Source organism: Actinomyces acetigenes, from assembly GCF_031296635.1.
In the GTDB taxonomy this organism is placed as follows: Bacteria; Actinomycetota; Actinomycetes; order Actinomycetales; family Actinomycetaceae; genus Actinomyces; species Actinomyces acetigenes.
In genome coordinates this window covers 1-20,596 of sequence record NZ_JASPFC010000043.1, presented here as the reverse complement: position 1 = coordinate 20,596, position 20,596 = coordinate 1, and the positions used below count along the sequence as shown (strand labels likewise).

Genomic DNA, 20,596 nt, shown 5'->3' with positions numbered 1-20,596 from the left:
CTTACCCTACGAACGCGCGGACGCTTCACCTCGTGCCGGCGAGTACAAGTCCCCGGCGTCGGGAGGCCGAGTCAGTGGACAGGCGGCCGCGGCGTGCGCAAGGCTCGGGGCGTGAGCTCCTCCGACGTCAGCACCGAGACGACCGCCGCTGCCTCCGCCTCTTTCGCCTCCTCCACTGCGTCCGCTGCCGGTTCAGCCGCCCCGCTGCCCAGCCGCCGTGGCGCCGGCCCCTACCGCGTCATCATGGTGTGCACCGGCAACATCTGCCGCTCCGCCATGGCCGAGGCCGTCCTGCGCGACCGCCTCGCCGCCGCCGGCATCCCCGGCTCCGGGCCGGGTGGCGTGGCCGTCACCTCCGCCGGCGTCTCCGACGAGGAGCGCGGCAACCCCATCGACTCCCGGGCCCGCCGCGTCCTGACCGAGGCCGGTTACGGCACCGGCGCCGACGACGTCTCACGCGCCACGGGTATCGCCATCACCACCCACACCGCCCACCGCATCACCGACGCCGAGATCACCGAGGCCGACCTCCTGCTGGCCATGACCGACTCGCACTGGAACGTTCTCCAGCGCCGCGCCGCGGGCCTGGGGGCCGAGCCCACCCGCATCCGCATGTACCGCGAGCTCGACCCGGCCTCCGTCCAGCAGGCCGAGGCGGTCGCCGCGGGTGGGGCCTCCCGCAGCGTCCTCAACGTGCCCGACCCCTGGTACGGCACTATGGCCGACTTCGTCGACACCCTCCAGGTCGTCGAACGGGTCAGCGACGAGCTCGCCGAGCAGCTCGCCGCGCTCCGCGACTGACAGCTCAGCGACTCAGTGCAGGCGGTTGTCCAGCCAACGCATGACGGCCTGAAAGTACTCGGCGCGCGCCAGCGGCCCGGACAGGGCCAGGTCGTGGACGCCATCGGGGATCTGGCGGACGGTCACGTCGTCGCCCAGGTACTGGGAACGGTCGATGATTTGCTCCACGTCGAGGACGATGTCGGAGCGCTGCGCCTCCTCCAGGGTCGCCTTGACACCGCCGCTGGCCGTTGAGCAGCACACGAGGATCGGCACCCGGATCCCCAGCCCGTGGTGGACCTCGCGCTGCAGACGTCGGATCCCCGCCAGGAACCCGGCCCGCACCGGGAAGGACGGCGCCGGCTTGAGCACCAGGTCCCAGTCCCACTCGCCGCGCCAGCGCCGGTGCAGGGCCGCCACATAGTTGTCCTCATCGCCGCTGCCCGGCTCGCCAATGACGCGCTCGGGGTCCCGCCGCGAGAGGAGGTCCACGAAGGCCGAGCCGTAGGAGCGCACCAGCGCCGACCCGCGCAGGTCCAGCCACGGGGAGTTGAGGACCAGCGCGTCCACGGTCCCGGGGTGGTCGGCCGCCCAGATGACCGCCTGCAGCCCGCCGGTCGAGTGCCCGTTGAGGACGACGACGTCGTGCCCGTGCTCGGAGCGGATGATGCGCAGGGCCTCGGCGATCTCCTCGTCATGGACGCGCAGGTCGCGCACGTCGTGCGGGGAGGGGTACCCGACGCCGGCCCGCCCGCAGGCCCGCAGGTCCAGCGCGTAGAACTCAAAGCCGGCGTCGAGATAGGCCTGGGCCAGGTGGGTCTGGAAGAAGTAGTCGCTGCGGCCGTGCAGGTAGAGGACCGCTCGCGAGTGCCGGGGCCGGCTGGCCCGGCCCGCCGCCTCGCGCTGGAAGACGAGCACGGCGTGGTCGGCGCCGGGCGCCTTCGTGGGTGACTCGGTCACCGGGATACGGCGGGCCACCCACGGCTCTCCCAGGATGTCGGGGGTGGTCGGCTCCAAGGTCGCACTCATGAGCAGATCCAAGCACGTTGCCCTGTGCGGCGCGAGTAGCGGCGCCGACACACGACCTGGGAATAGCCAGGACGTTGAGGGAACGCTGGTGATGGCCGGGCCGTAGGGGCGGTGATGGCCGGGCCGAGGGTGCGGGTGCGGGACGAAAGCCGGCCAGCCCGGTACGGCCTGTCCCGGCCGGCTAGCCCCGTACGGCCCGGGCCGAAAGCGGGTCTCGCGTGACAACCTCGGCGGGCTGGCTCCCGACCGCCGCACGGCCCGGCCCGACAGCGGGACCGGCCAGCGGGCCCTGTGCAGCCCGTCCCGCACGGCTCGCCCACCCGGCTCGTCTCGTAATTCGGGCACGGCACCGGGTGCGGGCGTGACCTCGGTCCCTTGGCAGTGGCCTCGCTTGCGCCGCCAAGGCGGCGCTGCGTAAGTTATCAGTGGCCATCTAGAGCAACCGAGAGACCTGGCTCGACGACATTGCAGCAACCCCCTTCATGGTGCGGGTGCTTCCGCCAGGAACGATGGAGGAACACGTGAGCACAAGCGAACAGGCGACCGCCGACCCCGGCCGACATGAGGAGAGTGACTCCTCCGACTCCCAGCGCGTCGAGTACGGGGAGGGCGTGAGCGCCGAGCTTCGGGACACCGAGCCTGAGAGTGCCGAGGCCGGAAGCACCGACACCGAGGAGGACGGCTCCGCTGACGCCCCCATGATCTCCCTGCGCGACGTCCACAAGGTCTACCGCCTGCGCAACGGCAAGCAGGTACGGGCCCTGGACGGGCTCAGCCTCGACGTCGCCGCCGGCTCCATCCACGGCATCGTCGGCACCTCCGGGGCCGGCAAGTCCACGCTCGTGCGCTGCCTGACCTCCCTGGAGCGCCCCACCAGCGGACATGTGAGTATCGCCGGCCAGGACATGACCGCCCTGTCATCCGGCCAGCTGCGCGAGGCCCGACGCCGCATCGGCATGGTCTTCCAGCACGCAAACCTCCTGGACCAGCGCACCACGGCGCAGAACATCGCCTACCCGCTGGCGCTCGCGGGCGTCCCCAGCGGGAGGCGCCACCCGGTCGTCAAGCGCATGCTCGACCTCGTGGGCCTGGCCGACCGCGGAGCCTCCTACCCCTCCCAGCTCTCCGGCGGCCAGAAGCAGCGCGTCGGCATCGCCCGGGCGCTGGCCGACGACCCGGCCGTCCTCCTGTGCGACGAGCCCACCTCCGCCCTGGACCCGGAGACCACCCGCTCCATCCTCGACCTCATCAAGAACGTCCGCGACACCCTGGGCCTGACCGTCATCATCATCACCCACGAGATGAGCGTGGTCCGCCAGGTCTGCGACTCCGTCAGCCTGCTTGAGGCCGGGCGGATCGTCGAGAGCGGCCGCCTGGAGGACATCGTGCTCGACGTCGACTCCCGGCTCTCACGCGAGATCGTGCCCTTCCCGAAGGTGCCCGAGGCCGCCGTCGCCCACGGGGAGAGCGTCATCGACGTCTCCATCACCGCCCACCCGGGCCAGCCGGCCGCCGTCGCCCTCATGTCCATGGTGGCCGAGCTTGGCGGGGACATCGCCGCCGGCGTCTTCGAGACGATCGGGCAGGCCCAGATCGGGCGCCTGGCCGTCACCATCCCCGGGCCCGACACCGAACAGGCCGTGAGCACCCTGCGTCACGCCGGTATTGCTGCGGAGGTCCGCTCATGAACCCGATCCTCCTTCCGCTGACCCAGGCCGCGAGCGCGAGCTCCGAAGATGGGACCTGGTTCAATAACACCATCATCCACGACCTCCTCGGTACCTCCATCTTCGAGACCTTGGCGATGACCTTCGTCTCGGGAGCGCTGACCATTGTTTTCGGTCTCCTCCTGGGGCTCGCGCTGGTGAACACCGGCCAGCGCGGTCAGCGTCCCAATCCGCCCCTGTACTGGGTGCTCTCGCAGATCGTCAACATCGGGCGCTCCATGCCCTTCATCATCCTCATCATCGCCCTGATTTCCGTGACGAGGCTGATCGTGGGGTCGTCCACCGGCTGGCAGGCCGTCTGCGTGCCGCTGACCATTGGCGCGATCCCCTTCTACGCGCGCCTGGTGGAGACGGCCATTAACGACGTCGACCGCGGCAAGGTCGAGGCCGCCCTCATGATGGGAGCCTCTGACCGGCAGATCATCTGGGGCGTGCTCGTGCGCGAGGCCCTGCCGATTCTTATCCAGTCGGGCACCGTCACCATCATCACCCTGCTGGGTTACTCCGCCATGGCCGGCGCCGTCGGCGGCGGCGGTCTGGGCGATCTCGCCATCACGTACGGCCACAACAGCAACATGGTGGACGTCGTGGTCATCACCGTGGTCATCATCGCCGTCATCGTCGGCATCATCCAGCTCATCGGCGACATGCTCAGCCGGCTGGTGGACCACCGCTGAGGCGCTCACCAGCCGGGTAAGCGCGCTGCGCCGCCTGGAACCGGGCGGACGTGCCGTCGGCCCCAGCACTGTTCAAGACTTTCCCCCTCCCGTCACTGGGGCCGCCCGGCCCCGCGAAAGGAACCACCATGTCCTCCTCTATCTCCCGGCGCAGCGTCATCGCCGGTGGCCTGGCCACCGCCGCCGCCCTCACCCTGGCCGCCTGCGGCTCCAAGACCGGCATGACTGAGAAGAACGGCGTCACGACCATCTCCATCGGTGCCAGCCCTCAGCCCCACGCCGCAATCCTCAAGTGGGTCCAGGACAACCTCACTGAGGGAACCGGCATCAAGCTCGACATCGTGACCATCAACGACTATCAGACGCCGAACGCCTCCCTGAATGACGGCTCGCTGGCCGCCAACTTCTTCCAGACCCCCAACTTCCTGGAGCAGCAGAACAAGGACAAGGGCTACGACCTGGTGTCCATCGCCAACGTCCACGTCGAGCCCATGGGCATCTACACCTCCAAGGGATACAAGGACGTCAAGGAGATCCCGGAGGGCGGCACGATCATCCTCAACAATGACCCGGCCAACACTGCCCGTGGGCTCAAGCTCCTGGTCGCCGCCGGTCTGATCGAACTGAAGGAGGGAGTGGCGATCCCTAACGTCACAAGCGTGTCATCCAACCCGAAGAAGCTGAAGTTCAAGACGGTTGACGGCGCCCAGGTCCACCGGTCGATGCCGGACGGGGATGCCGCGATCATCAACGGCAACTACGCCATCGCCGCCAAGCTCAACCCCAAGAAGGACGCGCTCCTTCTTGAGAAGGGCGGCAAGGACTCGGAGTACCCCAACCAGCTCGTCGTGCGCAAGGCCGATAAGGACAACGAGCACCTCAAGAAGCTCGCCAAGCTCCTCAACGACGAAAAGCTGCGTGACTACATCAACAAGACCTGGCCCGACGGGGCCGTCATCCCGGCGTTCTGACGTCGGAAGGCTGCGGTCGTCGGACTTACGGGTCCGTGCGCGGGGCCGGTTGCGGTGGGTCGAAGGGCCGACTGCGACCGGCCCTTCGTGCTGGCGCGGGTGGGGTGCGCAGGCGGGGTATGGGTGGTTGAGTGCGCGCGGCGCGGTGAGGGCATGCGCTGCGGGCGGGTGCACTCCGCGCGGAATGTCCCCGTCCGCTGCCCGTGGGGCCGGTTGTCATCATCTGTGGACAGTTCGCGGTCTGCGGGCCCGGGAGCCGAGGCGGCCGCCTAGGTTGAACCGCGGGCGTCCGACGGCGTCCAGTGATACCGGCGGATTCGCAGGGGAGAGGACGGCGCAGGGCCATGGCAGCTCGACGTGAACGGATGCAGTCGGACCGGCCGGCTCAACCGGTGCGGGGACGCACAGCCGAAGACCTCAGGGGCCTGGGCGGCGCGACCGGGGAGGGAGGCGTCGCCGGCGCCGGGCACTCGGTGACTCCGCCGGCTGTCGAGGCACGCGATCTGCGCAAGTCCTTCCCGACCCCCAGTGGGGAACCGGTCGAGATCCTGCACGGCATCTCCTGCGCCATGATGCCAGGGCAATTGACGGCGCTGGTCGGTCCCAGCGGCTCGGGCAAGTCCACGGCGTTGCTGTGCCTGGCTGGGTTGGAGCCGGCGACGTCGGGGCGCGTCTCGCTCATGGGGCGTGACCTCGGCGGGCTCCCGGCGGCGCGGGTGTCCGAGCTCTACCGCGACCGGGTGGGCTTCGTCTTTCAGGCCTACAACCTCGTGCCCTACCTGACGGTGCGGGAGAACATCACGATCTCCGACACCCTGGCCGGCCGGCGCCCCGACTCGGCACGGGTGCGGGATGTCCTGGTCGGGCTGGGACTGGAGCCGCGCGCCAACGCGGTCGCGACCACGCTCTCAGGCGGCGAGCAGCAGCGCGTCGCCCTGGGACGGGTCCTCTACCGCCGTCCACCGGTCGTCTTCGCCGACGAACCCACCGGGGCCCTCGACACCCGCTCGGCCGCCTTCGTGCTCGCCGAGCTGCGACGCCTGGCCGACGACGGGGCCGCCGTCATCCTCGTCACGCACGACCTGGGGGCCGCGGCCCTGGCCGAGAGCGTGCTCATCATGCGCGACGGCCGTATCGTCGACCGCCGCCGCGGCGCCACCCCCGACGAGCTGCTGGCCGCCGTCAACCAGACGGGAGCTGCGGCATGACCCGCTACACGCTGCGTGCCCTGGCTACCCAGTGGCGGGCCTGGTCGGGGACGGTGGCGGTGCTGGCTCTGGCCGCGGGACTCGTCAACGTCTGCCTGGTGCACCGCATGACTGTCACCCGGCCCGACGTCGTCGCTGCGGCGCGGGCGGCGGGCGTGGACCCGGCCGAGCTCACGGTTCCGGGTGTCTCGGTCGCCTTCTATACGGCGATGGTGACGGTCCCGGTGGTGGCCGTCGTCGGGCAGTCCTGCGTGCAGGCACTGCGCACGAACTGGGCCCTGTGGCGGCTGGCCGGCGCCCGGCCCCGGCAGGTGCTCGCCGCCGTCCTCGCCACCGTGGCGGTGCTGGGCCTAGTGGCCTGTGTGCCTGGGACTCTGCTGGGGCAGGTGGCGGCCCAGCCCTTCGCTTCGGTGCTCACCCGCCTGGCAGCGGCGCGTATGGGGCGGATCGAGGTCGCCCAGACACCGACGACGCTGCTGCTCACCGTGGTGGTTGTGGTCGCCGTCGCGCTCCTGGGAGCCGTGGGCCCGGCACGCGCCGCGGTGAGAACGCCCGCCGTGGAGGCAGTTCGCGACGCCGCCCCGGGTGGGCGACGCCGCATGGGTGTGGGGCGACGAATCCTGGCCGGAGTGTGGGCGCTCGTATGCGCGGGACAGCTGCTCGTCGCCTTCCTGGCTCCGCCCGGAAGGAAGATCGATGGATGGCCGACAGGCGGTGGCCAGGCGATCCTGGCCTCCCTCCTGCTCGCGGTCCTTGTAGTGATGCTGGCACCCGTTCTCATCCCGGGGCTGCTGAGGCTGTGGTCGGCGCCGCTGGTACGGCTGGGTGGGCCGTGGCTCATTGCGCGCCGTTCGGCGCTGTGGCGCAGCGAGTCGTCGGCGAGTGCCATCGGCCTGCTGGCCCTGGCAATCTCCTTCACCGGGACACTCACGACCAGTCTCGCCACGGTGCAGGCAGTGGTGGAGGCGGCGCACCTGAATGTAGCGATCAACCAGGTGGACTCACTGGTGCTGGCGGCGATCCTTGGGGTGACGGCGCTGCTGGGGGCCGTGGCCGTCGTCGGCATGTCCTCCCGGTCCCGGCAGCGTGAGCTCGCGGTGCTGCGCTGCGCCGGGAGCACGGTGCGGGGCGTGCTCCGGCAAGTGGTCGTCGAGGCGGCACTGTACGTGGGGACGGCCCTGCTGATCTCGCTCGTGCCACTGGTGGTGACGACGGCCGGCGAGTCCCTCTTCTACGCCAGGGCGGGGATGCCGCTGGTGGTGCGCCCCGGTGTTGGGCCAGTGCTGCTGGTGGCCCTCCTGTCCTTCCTGGCCCTGACCGCGGTGCTGCTCGCTCCGATCCGGAGTGCTGCCCGGAGCCCGATCGGCGCCGTCCTGGCGGCCGAGTGAGGATGGGCCGGAGGTGGGAGGGGCAGCAGATCGCTAGGACCGAGTGGGTTGGCCGCTCGCGGCTCGCCGGCTGCGGTCCGGGTTCAGATCTCGGGGCGTAGGGTACGGTCGCGACGGAGAGGAGGGACGCTGGTGTCCGGTGAAGAGCGCGGCTCGTCGTCGGCCATGAGGGTGCGGGTCGACTGGCGGACGCTGGGTGATTGGGTGCACCAGCCGGCGCCCGCGCAGGCCGGCCCCGGCATTCTGTCCACGCTGCTCCTCATCCTGTGCGCCACTTACCAGGGCGGCATGATCGGCAGCACGGTGCTGACCGGCCGCGTCGGCGACGGCGGCCTGGTTGCAGGGATCGCTCCAACCAGAATCGGCTTCGCGATTCTCATCGTGGCGGTCATGGGGTCCACGGCGCTCCTTACTGCGCGACGCAGGTACCCGCTGGCGGTCTTCCTGATCGAGTGTGCCGTGTATGTGGTGACCTCGGCGCTGGGGCTCAACAACTTCTTTCTCTTCCCGGTGCTGGTGGCGCTGGGGAGCGCGGTGAACCGGCTCCCGCTGTGGCAGCACCTCGCAGCCATCGGTGCGGCCTGCCTCATGGCGACGGCCAGTGCGGTCCTGGTGGCCCCGCCCGGGGTCCTGATGGAGGAGTGGCTCAGCCAGGTGGTCGCGGTCCTGCTGACGGTCATCGCGGCAATGATGGCGCGCAGCGTCGCGAACTGGCGGGCGGCGCAAGCCGATGCCAAAGCCGAGCGGGAGCGCTTCCGGGCGCTGCGGGCCGAGCGCGACCGCGCGGTGAACCGGGCCGATATCGCCGCCGAGCTCCACGACTCCGTGGGGCACGGCCTGACCACGATCATCGCCCTGTCCGAGGGGCTGGCCGGTGTGGCCGACCCGGAGATCAATGAGGCGCTCGGCGGCATCAACGAGGTGGCGCGGGAGTGCCTGGAGCAGACTCGCCGGGCGGTGAGGGCCCTGGCCGACGCCGAGGGTGAGCCGGCGGACTCACCGGACCGGGACGGTGCCGGGCACCGGCCCTGGGATGAGATCAGGAGCGTCGTCGGCCGGGTGAGGTCACTGGGCGTCACGGTCGTTTTCACCGAGACCGGGCAGCGGGCCGACGACGACGCCCAGGCCGACCTGTGCTTCGCGCTCACCCGGGAGGCGCTCACCAACGCGGTGCGGCACGCGCCCGCGCTGTCGCAGGTGCAGGTGTCCTGGGACCACGGCGAGTCGGCTGTCACGGTGACGGTTCGCAACGACGGCGCCTCGGGTGACAGTGGCGGGGAAGATGACGGCTGCCGTGGTGGGTCTGCGGAGGGGACCGGCCTGCCGCGGCTGCGGGACCGGGTTGAGGTGGCGGGAGGATCGCTGGACTGGGGGCCCGAGTCCGACGGCGGCTGGCTGGTGACGGCAACGGTGCCGAGAACTCGCGGTGAGGGCTGAGGCATGGGCGTGGAATCGGAGGGGTTGAGGCCGACGCTGGTCATGATCGTGGACGACCAGCGCTACGCGCGCCTGGGGCTGGCGCTCATGATCCGCAAGGCGCCGGACCTTCACGTAGTGGCGGAGGCCGGTGACGGGCAGGAGGCGCTGGAGGTTCTGGAGGGGCTGAACCGATCAACGGGGCTGCCCGACGTCGTGCTCATGGATGTGCGCATGCCGAGCATGGATGGGATCAGCGCGACCCGGGTGATGGCGCGGCGGTTCCCGACGGTGAAGGTCCTGGTGCTGACCACCTACGACGAGGACGACTACGCCTTCGGGGCGTTGGAGGTGGGGGCCTCGGGGTTCCTGCTCAAGGATGTGCGGGCGGCGCAGCTGGCTCAGGCGGTGCGGGCGGTGGCGCAGGGTGACGCCGTGCTCACGCCGCGCGTCACCAAGGAGCTTATTGCGCGTGGGGTCCCGCGGGCACTGTCCGGGGCGCAGCGCGAGGGGCTGCGGGAGAGGTTCGGGGCGCTGACGCCCAGGGAGCTCGACGTGGCCCGGCTCATTGCCGAGGGGATGTCGAACGAGGAGATCGCCGAGCGGCTCGTGCTGCAGCCCGCCTCCGTGCGCCGCAACGTCAGCCGCATCCTGGCCAAGCTCCACCTGCGCGACCGCGTCCAAATCGCCGTCGCCTGGTACAAGAGCGGTGGTTGAGATCTGTGTTGTCGGCTGGCGTCTGGGATGCGGTCGCCTCAGGCTGCCGCGGAAGCGCGCGATCTGCGTAAGTCCTTCCCGGCCCCCAGCGTGGAACTGCCGGGAGTCCGGCTGGAAGACGTAGGACGCGAGCGGTCCCCATCCACATAAAAGACCCATGAGTGACAAACCAGATCTATCTCTGGTACATCTAGGGGGTGTCCAAGGCTCCGGGATCCTCTGCGGAAATCGCTCCACTTCCTACAGTGGAAGGAGGATTTCAGACCGTTCTGGCCGACCCTCCGTGGCGGTTCACTAATCGAACTGGCAAGGTCGCTCCCGAGCACCGTCGTCTGGGCAGGTACGGGACGATGTCTCTTGAGGAGATCAAGGATCTTCCGGTCAGTGACGTGACCGCAGTGAACGCCCACCTGTACCTGTGGGTACCCAACGCCTTGCTTCCGGAAGGCCTGGAGGTGATGCAGGCGTGGGGGTTCCGCTACGTCTCGAATATCATCTGGGCCAAGCGGCGCAAAGACGGCGGGCCGGACGGCCGCGGCGTCGGCTTCTACTTCCGCAATGTCACGGAGCCGATCCTGTTCGGGGTCAAAGGATCCATGAGAACGCTGGCGCCGGGGCGCTCGACGGTCAATATGATCGAGACGCGCAAGCGTGAGCACAGCCGCAAGCCCGACGAGCAGTATGACCTCATCGAGTCGTGCTCGCCGGGTCCGTACCTGGAGATGTTCGCCCGCTACGCGCGACCGGGGTGGTCCGTGTGGGGCAATGAGTCGGATGAAGAGATCACGCCGCGGGGTAAGGCTCAGCGTGGGTACGCCGGCGGCGACATCGACTCCCCGCCGCACCTGGAAACCAATGAGCAGATGAGCGACTGGCTCTTAGAGCGCGTCGCCCGGATCCTGGCCGATGAGTATGCGAAGGGGGCGTCAGTTCAGCAGATCTCGACTCAATCGGGCTACTCCACCACGCGGGTACACAGCCTCCTGGCCAAGGCCGGCGTGGAGCTGCGAGAGCGAGAGTGAGGGCGTTCAACGCCGTCGAGAACAGGAATCCAGTCCCCTGCGCGTGAGGCGTCCCAGGCTGGAGCAGATCGCGCCCGGCCACGCGGAACGTGCCTGAAAGCGCCGTATCAGTGCCGCTGCGGCGCTGCCCTAGGAGGCAGGCTTGAAACCAATGACCTTGCCGTCAAGCTTGTTGTAGCCGATGATGAGGTCGGGTTTGGCGATGATGAGCGTATCGTCATTCTCCAAGTCGATTCCGCTGAACTTAATTTCCTTCCCTGTCTTGACGTTGATGAGCGCAGTTATTGTATTGGCGTCCCCACGATTCATCACCATCAACTTGACGACGCGGCCATCCTCAGAGCTCTTCGCCACAGACGGGCATCCGGAGAAAATGCTGTTCGTGTCCGCCTCGGGAACGCTGATGGAGCTGCCTTGCTTGGGCTTGACCCGAGTGATGCAGCCGTCGCTGTTGGATTTTGCGGTGAGACTGGCGTCGCTGAAGTCCTGGTCCTTGAAGTAGGTGCGATGCTCCTCGGCCGTGGGGAGTTTCTTGTCTTCCTCGACAACGCTCTCGCGTGCAGGCAGAGTCTCTCGATAGCTGCCCTGTTTCTTCCCCTTGAAATCATAAACCGTCACTTTGTACTCCCTGTCGGCTGATGAACTCGAATCGGACTCAGAGTCGTGCTCCAGCTCCAGGGTTCCCCAACCGTCCTGGAAGTACCAAGTGACAAGGTCCGAATCGGCCTTCGATCCTCCTCCGAGGAACAGCGTCTCACCGTTATCGATGTTGATGACGACGTTGAACAGCGCAAGGTAGCGCTGCTCGTCCTTGACCAGGAAAGTCGCATTGAACATGTCCAGTGATTCGAAGGGGCTTCCCGATCCGGGGATCTTGCGCGACCATTTCTGTTTTTTATCCGCTCCCCAGGCGGTGCACTTATCGCTTTCTTTGCAGGAAATAGCGATGTCGCCGACGATTACTACGGGATTGCTTTCCCCCCAGGGCGCCTTTGAGGTTTTCCCGGTTTTCAGGTCAATGAGGGTGGACTTGTGAACCAGCGTGTTGTCCCCCCATTTCAGAAGAACGGAGGCAATATCATATGATGAACTGAAGTCCCCGTCATCAATAGTGGTTTTCCATACTTCCTTCATGTTGTCGCCCAGTGGGCTGTAAGCGGTCAGGGTGTCAGACCCCTTGTCGACTATCACCAGATGATCGCCGAATACGTAAGGATCCTCATAAGAATCGACGTCGATGCTCCAGGCCTTGTCCGCACCGTTCGCCCAGGCGCCCGACGGAGTCACGTACGTTGAACCCAAGTAGGCCTCGCTGCGCCCCAGGAAGTACCAGGCGGCCGCCCCTCCAGCGCCCAGAACGAGAATGATCGGCAGAACGACAGCGACCACTTTGAGCAGGCGGCGCTTCTTTGGAGCCTGTGCCGACGGCGGCGCATACATCGGTGTTCCATAGGCCGGCGCGACCGGCTGACCCGGACCGTATGCCTGCCTCGAGTCATCAGCCTGGCCCTGGCCCACTCCGTATTCCGACGGCACCCGGCTCGGCACCCCGGGCGGCATCGCGGTCTGCTGGTCCAGGGGCTGAGCCGCTGCCTGCATCGAGGGCGCCGAATACCCCTGGCCGGCTGGCGGCGGCGCGACGGGCTGCGACGCCGCAAAAGCCTGCGCCGCCTGAGCGGCCTGCTGGGGCGGACCCTGCGGGGACTGAGGCGCCGCGGCTCCATACCCTTGAGGGGAGGGCCCCTGAAGCGAGCCTCCCTGTGGTAGCGCTCCGGGCGCCCCCGACTGGTGAGCGCCATACTCCTGAGGAATCTGCGCGTACCCGGAACTGGCGGGAACCGGCTGCGGGGGCGGCGCCCCCATTGCCCCAGCAACCGTCCCCACCGCCATCGTCGGCGCCATCGGGCTGATTTCACCCGGGACGGGAGACTGCGCCGGCTGAGCTGACTGAGCGCCACGACCGGCCTGGCGCGCCAGCACCTCCTGGACGACGGCGTCGTCGGACTGCTCCAGTATCTTGCGGGCCCGAGGTGGGATCGACGGGTTGGTCGCCAGGATCGAGTGCAGGTCGGGACGGGTCTCGGCGATCCGTTCGAGGTCCTGCGGTGAGGCGAACCTGCTGAGCGCCGTCGTTGCGTCGTAGTCGCTGGAAGAAGGTGAGTGCCCCGTCGTCATGTCTCCCGAGCCTAACGAAATCTATGGCTCGAGGTCACAGAATGGGAACATTAACCTTCGAGCGCGCCGTTGAAATGACGCGGCCGGGCGAGAGCCGGTGAGTCAGTCGACGATGCCGTAAAGGCGGTCACCGGCGTCGCCGAGACCGGGCACGATGTAGGCGTGCTCGTTGAGGCGCTCATCCACCCCGGCGGTCACCACCGTGACATTCGCGCGCCCGCCGACCGCCTCCTCCAGCGTCTTGACCCCCTCGGGCGCGGCGATGAGGCACAGCGCGGTGACGTCGCGCGCCCCGCGCTCCAGCAGGTAGTCGATGGCGGCCACGAGGGTGTGACCGGTGGCGAGCATGGGGTCGACGACGAAGCACTGGCGGCCCGAGAGGTCCTCGGGCAGGCGGTTGGCGTAGGTCTCCACCTCCAGGGTGTCCTCGTCACGCTTCATCCCCAGGAAGCCGACCTCCGCCGTGGGCAGCAGGCGGGTCATGCCCTCGAGCATTCCCAGGCCCGCGCGCAGGATCGGCACCACGATCGGGTGCGGGTCGGCCAGGCGGCGGCAGTGGGCCAGCGCCACGGGGGTGCGGATCTCCACCTCCTCGGTGCGCACCTCGCGGGTGGCCTCGTAGGCGAGCAGGGTGACGAGCTCATCCACCAGCTGGCGGAAGACCGCCGACGGTGTCTTCTCATCACGCAGGACGGAGAGCTTGTGGTCGATGAGGGGGTGGTCGGCAACGTGGAGGCGCATGGGGACAGCCTAATGCCGCAGCACGGTCCGCACCGTCACCACGCGTGCCGGCCTCCTGCGCGCTCACGGCCGGGTTATGTCGCTTTGACGGCCTGGACGCGTCGCCGATGTCGGAGTCGCCGCCGGAGTCTCTGGTGAGATCCCGCGATGGTGACCGTGTTGTGTCCAAATCGGTGACAAAGGAGCCTTCGCGTTCTTCATGCCTGTAACAGAACCGCGGAATCATGCGGTTTCGTTTCGCCTGTTTCATTCCGTTCGAGCCCTTTGTCACAGATTTGGACATCGGGCCGCCATCGGGGCCGTTTCGGCCACCGCACGCGGCCGCTTCCCGATGCACACTCTGACCAAACCAGTCTCAGGTACCAAACGTCCTCTCCCGAGTGGTGCATCCTCCAGCAGTGGGGTGCGCGGCCGGGTTCGGACTCGGGAGCGTGGGCAGGTCCAGATTCAGGCGTGCGACCAAGCCAGGACGGCCCGCACGCGCCGGTTGGGCCGGGCGCGAACGGGGCTGACGTCGCGCCCGCCTGCGGGGCTAGGTTGCCGTCACCGACCGCATCGAAGGAGAACTCATGGCCAACGGCTCCGCCCTCACCATCACTCTCAACAATGGCGTCGACATCCCGCAGATCGGCTACGGCGTCTTCCTGACCCCGCCGGAGGAGACCGAGCGGGCCGTGCTCGAGGCCTTCGAGGTCGGCTACCGCCACGTCGACACCGCCCAGGCCTACCGCAACGAGGCGGGCGTGGGCGCGGCCGTCGCCAACTGTGGACTGCCCCGCGAGGACATCTTCCTGACCACCAAGGTCTGGATCTCCAACGCCGGGGAGGAGCGCGCCGCCCGCTCCATCGACGGCTCCCTGCGCCGCCTGGGCACCGACTACGTCGACCTGCTGCTCGTCCACCAGCCCTTCGGCGACTACTACGGCACCTACCGCGCCATGGAGAAGGCCCTGGCCGCCGGCAAGGTCCGCGCCATCGGCGTCTCCAACTTCTTCCCCGACCGGTTCGTGGACCTGGCGCAGCACGTCGAGGTGCCGCCGGCGGTCAACCAGATGGAGACCCACGTCTTCAACCAGCAGGCCGACAACCGCGCCTGGTACGCCAAGTACGACACCGCCCTGGAGTCCTGGGGCCCGCTGGCCCAGGGCCGCAACAACATTTTCACCCACCCGGTGCTCACCGCCGTCGGCGAGAAGTACGGCAAGACCGCCGCCCAGGTGGCCCTGCGCTACCTCATCCAGTTCGACATCATCGTCATCCCCAAGACGGTCCACCGTGAGCGCATGGTCACCAACCTTGACGTCACCGACTTCCAGCTCGACGACGCCGACATGCGGGCCATCGCCGCCCTCGACGAGGGGCAGGGCGTCGTCAACCACTATGACCCCGCCTTCCAGGAGCGCCTCGCCTCCTACACGGTCGAGGCGGACTGACCCCGGGCCGCCCACGGCTGCATCCGGCTACCGGCGGCCGCATCCGGCGGGGACATTCGACGCGGTCGGGTGCGGTCCGCTCCGGGCGGGGGCGTTGACTCCGTCGGGGACAGGAATCCCGTCCCCGCACGCGCAGGATGCCCCCGTCCGGAAGAAAAAGTCCCCGGCCGCGCGCAGTGTCCCCGTCAGCGTTTGGGGGCGGGCTGGTCGACGGCGGGGAGGAGGTGGTGAGGAGGCAGCGGGCCGGGGCAGACCCGACGGCGGGCGCGGGAGCGCGCCTCAGAGCCGTCGGGAGAACCGGGACTCGCTCTTCTCGGAGGTGCCCACGTACTCCAGCCAGCGCTCGTAGTGGTCCAGGACGTCGTGGGCCACCTGGTCGGAGTTCCAGTCGACGACGTCGTAGCCCTGGCCGCCGCTGTGCGGGCGCACCTCGAGGCGCACCGTGAGGTCGTCGGCCTCGTGGACGGCGAAGCCGTAGGCGGGCACCGGCGTGACCACCATGCGCACCACGTAGCGGAAGGAGTCGATGGAGCTGGACTGCTCCTCACCGCTGTCGGTGGCCGGGTGGGAGGAGACCACCAGGCTGGCGCGCCCCAGGAAGGTGCGCTCGTCGTCGGGGTCCTGGGCCTCGGGGCCCTCGACGAAGACCTCGGCGGAGACGTTCTCCTTGCGCAGCTCGGTGGCCACCGCCTCCAGGGCCGGCACGATGCGCCGCTCCATGGCGTTGCCGGCCTCGTCGGGGGACACCGAGTTGAGGGTGTGCGCCAGGCGCTCGCGCCAGGGCGTCTGCTCCAGCCCCGCGGCCGAGCCGTTGAAGCCCAGGGCCTGGTTGCGGTCGGCTTGAGTCAGGGCCTGGTTGTAGGTGTCCTCGGTGCTCAGGGAGCGCCACAGGGTGTACATGATGAGGATAAGGACCCCGGAGAAGGGCAGCGCCATGACGATGGTGGCCTGCTGCAGGATGGGGATGCCGCCGGCCACGAGCATCGCGATGGTGAGGATCCCGGTCAGGGCGGCCCAGAAGATCCGCAGCCAGGGGGCGGCGTCCTGGCGCGCCGAGCGGATGCGGCTGGAGAGGTTGGCCATGACCAGGGCGCCGGAGTCGGCGCTGGTGACATAGAAGAGGATCCCGATGAACAGGGCCAGGGCGATGAGGATCTTCTGGCCCGGCAGGTGCTCCAGGATCCAGTACAGCCCCTGCTCGGGCCGCTCCAGGGTGATGTCCCGGAACTCGCCGTTGCCGCGGATGACCAGGTCCAGGGCGTGGTTGCCGAAGATCGCCACCCACATGAGGATGTAGCAGAAGGGCAGCAGGAGGCTGCCGAGCACGAACTGGCGGATGGTGCGGCCGCGTGAGATACGGGCCAGGAACATGCCCACGAAGGCCGCCCAGGCGATCCACCACGCCCAGAAGAACAGGGTCCAGGCATTGAGCCACTCATCGGGCCGGTTGTAGGCGTAGGTCTCCAGCGTCAGCTGCGGGAAGCGGGTGAAGAAGTCGCCGATGGAGCCGATGAGGGCGTCGATGAGGAAGGCGGCGTCACCGGTGACGAGCACCCACAGGGCCAGGCCGATGGCCAGCAGCACGTTGATGGTGGACAGGACGCGCACGCCCCGGTCGACGCCGGAGACAGCCGAGACGGTGGCCATGACGACGGCAAGGGTGGTCAGCCCGATCTGGGTGGGGAAGCCCTGCGGCAGCCCGAACAGGATGTTGAGGGCCACGTTCAGCTGGACGACGCCGACCCCCAGCGAGGCGGCGATGCCGAAGACCCCACCGACCAGGGCCGCGGCGTCGACGATGTCGCCGATGACGCCCTCGGTGTGCCGCCCCAGCAGCGGGCGCAGGGTGGAGCGCAGCGTGAGGGTGTCGCGGCGTCGGTAGGCGAAGTAGGCCATTGCCAGGCCCACGAGGGCGTACAGGCCCCAGCCGGAGATGCCGTAGTGGAACAGGGACAGGACGATGGCCTCGCGGGCGCGGGTGGCCGGGGGGATGGCCTGGGCGTCGCCGGTGGGCGGGTGCACGTACTGGTCGACCGGCTCGGCGACGGCGAAGAACAGGATCTCGGTGCCGATGCCGGCGGCGAAGAGCATGGCCGTCCAGGCGAAGGTGGAGAAGTCCGGCGTCGAGTTGTCCGGGCCCAGGCGGATGCGCCCGAAGCGGGAGAAGGCCAGGCCCAGGATGAAGACGAGCGCGGCCGTGATGAGCAGGATGTAGAAGGAGCCGAACCACCGGCTCGTCCAGGTCACGGCCGCCCCGAAGGCGCTCTTGACGAGGTCGGGTGCGATGAGCGCGGCCAGGGCGACGATCGCGATGATGGTGGCCGACACGAAGAACACCACCGGGTTGAGGGGCTCCTTGCCCGGCAGCTTGCCGAGCAGGGCGCCGGGGAAGGAGTCGCCGGAGAGCCGCAGCACTGAGAAGCGGTCCGACGACGGGGCCGGCCGGGAGGCGTCTTGAGTGGAAGCGCCTGGCGCGGGCTCGCTCTCATCGCTCGATTCGGGGGACCGGCTCACCGACCTGCTCCGTTCTTCATGGGGTCTTCGCGGGGGCTTCTTGGGGACGCGGGGCTTGGGGCGCGGCGCCGGGGCCGGTGGGGCGGGGCGGCTGTCCGAGCCCGGGCATGTTGTGGGGAGCCTATAACGAGATGATGTCTTCGTGAGCCCCCATGCGGCGCGCGGACGACGGCGCCGGAGGGCGACAACGCCGGGGCCGTCGGGATGACTTCCGGGTGCGTGAGGTCCCGTCGCATCCGGGGAACTGAGGCGGCGCGGATCAAGCCGAGGTGGACGAGGCGGAAGTCGGGGTTGCCTCGGACCACTGTCCTGGTCTGTCATCCTTGAGGTCGTGATGCCTCCTCCTTCTGCGCAGCCATCGAGCCCGCCGGTCCCGGGCTCCGACGCCGCCATGGTGCGCGCCCTGGAGCTGGCCCGGGCGGCGGGCGCGGCGGGGGAGGTGCCGGTGGGCGCCGTCGTGCTCTCGCCTGAAGGAACGGTCCTGGCCGAGACTGCCAACGCCCGCGAGGCCGAGCACGACCCGACGGCGCACGCAGAGATCCGCGCCCTGCGCGCCGCCGGCGCCACCCTGGGTGACTCCCATCTGGACGGCTGCACCCTCGTGGTCACCCTCGAGCCGTGCACCATGTGTGCCGGCGCCATCGTCCTGGCCCGGGTGGCCCGACTCGTCCTGGGGGCCTGGGAGCCGCGGACCGGGGCCTGCGGCTCAGTGCGCGACGTCGTGCGCGACGCCCGCGCCAACCACCAGGTCGAGGTGCGCGCCGGCCTGCGAGCCCAGGAGTCCCAGGACCTCCTGACCGCCTTCTTCGCCGACCGCCGCTGACGGGGCCCGCCGGCCGGGCCTGCCGGGGCCGCCGGGGCCGGTGGGTCGCCGGGCCTGCCGGGCACGATGTCGGTCGTGACTGATACCGCAGGACGTCGCGTTGGGGAGCGGGGCAACGTCCGTGTAACCTCGTGGTCGAGGTAGCGTGTCCGAGCGGCCGAAGGTGCAGATCTCGAAAGTCTGTGTGGTTCATAGCCACCCTGGGTTCGAATCCCAGCGCTACCGCCACCACGGCGAGGGCCCGTCGAGCAGCCAGGAGCTGCGCGGCGGGTCCTTCGCGTTCCCTGTTTCGGTTCCCCGCTTCGAGGCCGCCCGTGTCGATGGCCGGCGGCTGCTCGACGTCGTGAGACGCCCGTACTGCACGAGGGTCGGGGGCCACTGGGGGAGGGGCGGGTGTACTCCACGTAGGTGGGGCTCTCGTGCAGTACGCACAACCCTCGGCCAGTAGATCCCCACCCTCGTGGAGTAGCCGCCGCATGAGGCCCGCTGGGGCCTGCGCTCCGACGAGGGCCCTGCGCCCCGACCCGGCCGCGGGAGCGCTGTTGGTCCCTCATATATTCGACGTCGGGCCGTACTCTTGGCCCATGAGTCGCCGTCCCCACGAATCCCGAACCCTGTCTCGTTCCCACACGCAGGTCCGCCCGCACCCCCACGCCTCCGAGATCGCGCCCCGCGCGGCCGCCGAGCTCTACTCACTCCTGTGCGACGCCATGGTTGCCGCTGACACCAAGGCAATCGACGCCCTGCTCACCGACTACTGCGTCCTGACCCACATGACCGGCTACCCCCAGCCCAAGGTCGAGTGGCTCGGCGACATCGCCAACGGCGCCATGCGCTACCACTCCCACGAGGTGGTCTCCGTCCAGCTCGACACCATCGCCGGCTTCCCGGTGGTGCGCGGCCGCACCCGCACCACGGCCACCCTGTGGGGCGGGCGCGGCACCTGGAACCTCCAGATCGTCGGATACGTCGTGCCCGACGCCGACCCCGACACTGAGCGCAACCCCACCGGCTTCCGCTTCAGCCGCCTGGACGCCTCCACCTGGTGAGGCCCCGTCCGACCGGTTGCCCTCCGCGCCGGTAAGCCGGCCGGGAGTGGTCCGGGGGCAGTTCGTGAGCAGGCTGGGTCGGGGCCCTTCTGCGGGCCCCGGCGGTGCCAGCGGCGCTGACAAGGTCGGTAGCCCCGATCCGCCTCAGTACTCGTCTTCTGCCGAGGCACGTGCCGCCCGCCGTCGCTGGACGGTCCCGGGTGAGCCTCGTTCCCGCCTACCGACGCCGCCTGGTCCCCCTCGTGGCGGGCGCGTTCCACGGGTCCTCCGGCCAGGCGTGCTTGGGGTAACGGCCCCGCATCTCGGCGCGCACCTGCGGGTAGCCCTGCTCCCAGAAGGAGGCCAGGTCGTCGGTGACCGCCACCGGACGGCGCGCCGGAGAGAGCAGGTGCAGTAGCACCGCCACCCGGCCCTCCACGATCCGCGGCGTGGCCGCCCAGCCGAAGCACTCCTGGACCCGCACCGCCAGCACCGGCCGACCCACCCGCCCGGCCTCGGCCGGGTCCACCGGGCCCGCGCCGCCGACCGCCGCCGTGTAGTCCACCGGCACCTGTGAACCGGAGGGAACCTCCAGGCGCTCGGGCACCAGCTCGTCCAGGCGCGCCGCCTGCGGCCACGGCAGCAGCGCCCGCAGCGAGTGGGCCACGTCCAGCCGCTCCAGGTTGAAACGCCGGCCGCTCGAGCCTGACGACGCCGACTCACCCGACCTCCCCGGTCCGCCTGACCCTCCGGCCTGCCCGGCCAGGCTCGCCACCGCCGGTGCCAGCCACTCCTCGGCCCGCTCCGCCAGGGCCGCATCGCTCATATCCGGCCAGGGCTCACCCAGGTGCTCGTGCAGCAGGGCCAGACGGGCGCGCAGGCCGAGCGCCTCCTCATCCCACGGCAGCACCGCCAGGCCGGCATCGGCCCCCTCGGCGCGCACCCGC

Annotated in this window: 17 protein-coding genes and 1 tRNA gene; 13 read left to right on the top strand and 5 right to left on the bottom strand. The window is 69.4% G+C overall.

Going from position 1 to position 20,596, the window contains the following annotated elements; all coding sequences use genetic code 11:
* Window positions 1-243: 243 nt before the first annotated feature.
* A complete protein-coding gene (locus RIV14_RS12230) occupies window positions 244-801 on the top strand; it encodes a low molecular weight protein-tyrosine-phosphatase (protein ID WP_143224278.1) in 558 nt (185 codons plus the stop codon).
* Between the two features lie 12 nt (window positions 802-813).
* On the opposite strand, the gene RIV14_RS12225 is transcribed toward RIV14_RS12230, so the two are convergent.
* Window positions 814-1,809 (bottom strand): alpha/beta hydrolase, encoded by a 996-nt coding sequence (locus RIV14_RS12225; RefSeq protein WP_075373673.1) that lies wholly within the window; start codon window positions 1,807-1,809, stop codon window positions 814-816.
* A gap of 482 nt (window positions 1,810-2,291) precedes the next feature.
* Between RIV14_RS12225 and RIV14_RS12220 the strand changes: the two genes are divergently transcribed.
* From RIV14_RS12220 to RIV14_RS12185, 8 genes are all read left to right on the top strand, one after another.
* The gene (locus tag RIV14_RS12220; RefSeq protein ID WP_075373674.1) at window positions 2,292-3,497 is read left to right on the top strand and encodes a methionine ABC transporter ATP-binding protein; all 1,206 of its coding nucleotides are present in this window, start codon (window positions 2,292-2,294) and stop codon (window positions 3,495-3,497) included.
* A complete protein-coding gene (locus tag RIV14_RS12215) occupies window positions 3,494-4,213 on the top strand; it encodes a methionine ABC transporter permease (RefSeq protein ID WP_075373675.1) in 720 nt (239 codons plus the stop codon). Before RIV14_RS12220 ends, RIV14_RS12215 begins: the two co-directional genes overlap by 4 nt.
* A 128-nt stretch (window positions 4,214-4,341) precedes the next feature.
* Window positions 4,342-5,184, top strand: a complete 843-nt coding sequence (locus RIV14_RS12210) for a MetQ/NlpA family ABC transporter substrate-binding protein (protein ID WP_075373676.1) — start codon at window positions 4,342-4,344, stop codon at window positions 5,182-5,184.
* Between the two features lie 344 nt (window positions 5,185-5,528).
* Window positions 5,529-6,392, top strand: a complete 864-nt coding sequence (locus RIV14_RS12205; RefSeq protein ID WP_256699396.1) for an ABC transporter ATP-binding protein — start codon at window positions 5,529-5,531, stop codon at window positions 6,390-6,392.
* A complete protein-coding gene (locus tag RIV14_RS12200; RefSeq protein ID WP_309325202.1) occupies window positions 6,389-7,780 on the top strand; it encodes an FtsX-like permease family protein in 1,392 nt (463 codons plus the stop codon). The genes RIV14_RS12205 and RIV14_RS12200 overlap by 4 nt, the downstream gene beginning before the upstream one ends.
* Window positions 7,781-7,912: 132 nt before the next feature.
* On the top strand, window positions 7,913-9,217 hold the full coding sequence (locus tag RIV14_RS12195) for a sensor histidine kinase (RefSeq protein WP_256699292.1): 1,305 nt from the start codon (window positions 7,913-7,915) through the stop codon (window positions 9,215-9,217).
* Between the two features lie 3 nt (window positions 9,218-9,220).
* A complete protein-coding gene (locus RIV14_RS12190; RefSeq protein WP_075372493.1) occupies window positions 9,221-9,913 on the top strand; it encodes a response regulator transcription factor in 693 nt (230 codons plus the stop codon).
* A gap of 197 nt (window positions 9,914-10,110) precedes the next feature.
* On the top strand, window positions 10,111-10,935 hold the full coding sequence (locus RIV14_RS12185) for an MT-A70 family methyltransferase (RefSeq protein WP_075372492.1): 825 nt from the start codon (window positions 10,111-10,113) through the stop codon (window positions 10,933-10,935).
* 129 nt (window positions 10,936-11,064) lie between these two features.
* Here the strand turns inward: RIV14_RS12185 and RIV14_RS12180 are convergent, their stop codons facing one another.
* Window positions 11,065-13,110 (bottom strand): variant leucine-rich repeat-containing protein, encoded by a 2,046-nt coding sequence (locus tag RIV14_RS12180; protein WP_075372491.1) that lies wholly within the window; start codon window positions 13,108-13,110, stop codon window positions 11,065-11,067.
* A gap of 102 nt (window positions 13,111-13,212) precedes the next feature.
* Window positions 13,213-13,851 (bottom strand): uracil phosphoribosyltransferase, encoded by a 639-nt coding sequence (upp, locus tag RIV14_RS12175; protein WP_075372490.1) that lies wholly within the window; start codon window positions 13,849-13,851, stop codon window positions 13,213-13,215.
* Between the two features lie 569 nt (window positions 13,852-14,420).
* On the opposite strand from upp, the gene RIV14_RS12170 reads away from it, so the two are divergent.
* On the top strand, window positions 14,421-15,284 hold the full coding sequence (locus RIV14_RS12170; RefSeq protein WP_075372489.1) for an aldo/keto reductase: 864 nt from the start codon (window positions 14,421-14,423) through the stop codon (window positions 15,282-15,284).
* Between the two features lie 279 nt (window positions 15,285-15,563).
* Here RIV14_RS12170 and betT read toward each other — a convergent pair whose 3' ends face one another.
* Entirely contained in the window at window positions 15,564-17,798 is a 2,235-nt protein-coding gene (betT, locus tag RIV14_RS12165; protein WP_075372488.1) for a choline BCCT transporter BetT, read from the bottom strand.
* 334 nt (window positions 17,799-18,132) lie between these two features.
* Between betT and RIV14_RS12160 the strand changes: the two genes are divergently transcribed.
* The 3 genes from RIV14_RS12160 (at window position 18,133) to RIV14_RS12150 (ending at window position 19,670) form a co-directional block, all read left to right on the top strand.
* Window positions 18,133-18,621, top strand: a complete 489-nt coding sequence (locus RIV14_RS12160) for a nucleoside deaminase (protein WP_075372487.1) — start codon at window positions 18,133-18,135, stop codon at window positions 18,619-18,621.
* 139 nt (window positions 18,622-18,760) lie between these two features.
* A tRNA-Ser gene (locus tag RIV14_RS12155) sits at window positions 18,761-18,849 on the top strand.
* 356 nt (window positions 18,850-19,205) lie between these two features.
* On the top strand, window positions 19,206-19,670 hold the full coding sequence (locus RIV14_RS12150; RefSeq protein ID WP_075372486.1) for a nuclear transport factor 2 family protein: 465 nt from the start codon (window positions 19,206-19,208) through the stop codon (window positions 19,668-19,670).
* Window positions 19,671-19,887: 217 nt separating this feature from the next.
* On the opposite strand, the gene RIV14_RS12145 is transcribed toward RIV14_RS12150, so the two are convergent.
* Window positions 19,888-20,596, bottom strand: a 709-nt coding sequence (locus RIV14_RS12145) for an ATP-dependent helicase C-terminal domain-containing protein (RefSeq protein ID WP_309325200.1), incomplete at its 5' end; no start/stop codon positions are given.